The organism is Bacillus sp. GMs2/2 (genome assembly GCF_050172095.1).
Lineage (GTDB): Bacteria > Bacillota > Bacilli > Bacillales > Bacillaceae_G > Bacillus_A > Bacillus_A cereus.
In genome coordinates this window covers 1-2,303 of record NZ_JBNLYE010000516.1, presented here as the reverse complement: position 1 = coordinate 2,303, position 2,303 = coordinate 1, and the positions used below count along the sequence as shown (strand labels likewise).

Genomic DNA, 2,303 nt, shown 5'->3' with positions numbered 1-2,303 from the left:
TAAAACAATTATTTTCTTCATCGTACTCACCCCATATCGATTAATCTATGGCTTTTATATTCAGGTTATTATTATTTTGCTTTGTATTTCAGATTACCATTGCTGCTTTGTCTATTAATCCCTTCCTCTATCCTTAATAAGCTCTTACTGGCGATATAAGATGTACTGCTGCAGATTGCTCTCCTGCTTCAATCAATATCGGTCTCATAGAACCGCCAAAGCTTAAAGTAATCGTTTCTTCTTTTATTGCTCTTAAAGCATCAACCATAAAACGCCCATCGAAAGATATATTTAATTGTTTTTCACCTTGAATTGCATCTATTTGTTGCGTTTCGGATATTTGCCCAATTTGAGAAGCGTTTGAAGAAATTTTAATTGTGGATTCGTTTATGATTTCTAAGTTAACATTGTTATTGGCCCATTCACTTGCTAATAAACTTGATCGGTCTACACCTTGTAATATCTTTTTTCTATCTACGTTAATAATCGTTTTAAAATCATTTGGAATAAGGTTAGAAATATTAGGATATTTCCCTTCAATTAGTCTTGAATATAATGTAGTTGTTCCGAGCGTAAATATAATATGACTCTCTGAAAGGTAGATATATACGAATTCCGAATTGCTGTTCATTAATTTTAGAAGTTCACTAATGGTTGCGCTTGGTACAATACAATTTGCTTTTACATCTGAGGAAAGTAATGTTTCGCGTATCGCTAGTCTATGTGAGTCAGTTGCAGCACAAATTAACTTATTATTAGATAACTCTATATGCACCCCAGTAAGAACAGGTCTAGATTCATTTTTTGCTACCGCAAAGACTGTTTGTTTAAATACTTCAATCAATTGCTCTGTCTCTACTTTGATTTCTGCATGATTGTCTATAAGCGGTACATTCGGAAACTCATCTGCAGGAAATCCATTTAAACTTAATGTGATTTCTTCTGATTGTATCTTAATAATTTGCTCATTCTTACTTTTTATTGCTATATCACTTGGCATTTTCTTTATTATTTCAATGAAATACTTTGCAGGTACAACAATAGTTCCTGCCTTTAAAATGGTTGCAATCTTTTCGTCTTCAATTAAAACAGGAATGAATTTTTCAATAAAAATATTCGAGTTACTTGCAATTAAAGTAATTCCAGATTGATCTGCAGTTATTTTTATACCAGATAATATAGGGATTAAAGATTTTGTTGATATTGCTTTGTTGACTTCTGAAAGTGCTTGAGTGAATTGTTTGTGATTAACGATAAACTCCATGTTTTCCCCGCCTTACATGAGATAATATTTTTATGAAGATTGATGAACGATTGTTCCATTAAAAAAATAAGGTACTGTTTCTTTCTTTTGTAATAAATATAGTAAATGTTCTGGTATGCGTAAATACGGTGCTGCTTTATGTAATTCCATCCAAGTAATCTCTTCGATTTCTTTTGGCCTTGATATATATGTCTCCCCGCCGATTATTTCGCCTAGAAAATTAAAGAAAATGGCATGATGATCTCTTTCCTCGAAAAAGGCTTCGCTGATAGAAAAAATCCCGTTTACGTTTATATGTAACCCTGTTTCTTCTTTTACTTCTCGAATTACTGCTTCTTCTAATGTTTCTCCTAGTTTAACTGCGCCACCTGGTAATGTATAATAAGAACCATTTTCCCCTTTGTTTTTTACCATTAAGATCTTTTCATTAGTTTTATCGTACAAAATCGCGTATGTAACATTAACTTTTTTCATATGTACCTCCTCTATTTTAAATAAAAGGAATTTTCTGTCTTCTATTCATTCTACCATTAACTCCTTTTAATATATATAAGTTAGTTAAGTCTTGCCTTTACCGCTATTGGTGGAGTTAATAAGAATAGGCTACTGATATAAAAAAGAACGTACCTTAGGCAGATTATCCAAAGTACGTTCTTGCAGTTTTAGTATAAAAATTGATTCAATTAATACTGAAATTAATAATAACCTCGCCCTTATTGCATTTGTATTCCAAATACTAATGTTAACAAATTCTATATACTTTTTAACCGTTTTTCTAAATAATAATGATTATGTCCTTTCGGATGATCTTCACTTACTCCAATTACTTTATATCCATGTTTCTTATAAAAATCAGGTGCTTGGAAACTAAAAGTATCTAAATTAATTAACCTACACCCTTTTTCAATTGCAAATTCTTCAATAAGCTTTATTAACTTGCTTCCGTAACCTTCATGCCTATATTCTTCAGAAACCCATAGAAAGTTAACGTGGACATGGTGCCAAAAAGTTATTGCTGTTACCCCACCTACTATTTCTT

Annotated in this window: 3 protein-coding genes; all 3 read right to left on the bottom strand. The window is 31.6% G+C overall.

Translation table 11 applies throughout. The features are described 5' to 3' along the window. Positions 1-133: 133 nt before the first annotated feature. On the bottom strand, positions 134-1,264 hold the full coding sequence (gene dnaN / locus ACQGS6_RS26845; RefSeq protein WP_000394473.1) for a DNA polymerase III subunit beta: 1,131 nt from the start codon (positions 1,262-1,264) through the stop codon (positions 134-136). A gap of 30 nt (positions 1,265-1,294) precedes the next feature. Then, entirely contained in the window at positions 1,295-1,738 is a 444-nt protein-coding gene (locus ACQGS6_RS26840; protein ID WP_000757611.1) for an NUDIX hydrolase, read from the bottom strand. A gap of 278 nt (positions 1,739-2,016) precedes the next feature. Next, positions 2,017-2,303: GNAT family N-acetyltransferase (locus tag ACQGS6_RS26835; RefSeq protein WP_426965901.1), on the bottom strand; the 287-nt coding region annotated here is incomplete at its 5' end.

Coding starts and splice junctions, on each gene's coding strand:
- dnaN (WP_000394473.1), bottom strand. CDS start 1,264: ATGGAGTTTATCGTTAATCACAAACAATTCACTCAAGCACTTTCAGAA.
- ACQGS6_RS26840 (WP_000757611.1), bottom strand. CDS start 1,738: ATGAAAAAAGTTAATGTTACATACGCGATTTTGTACGATAAAACTAAT.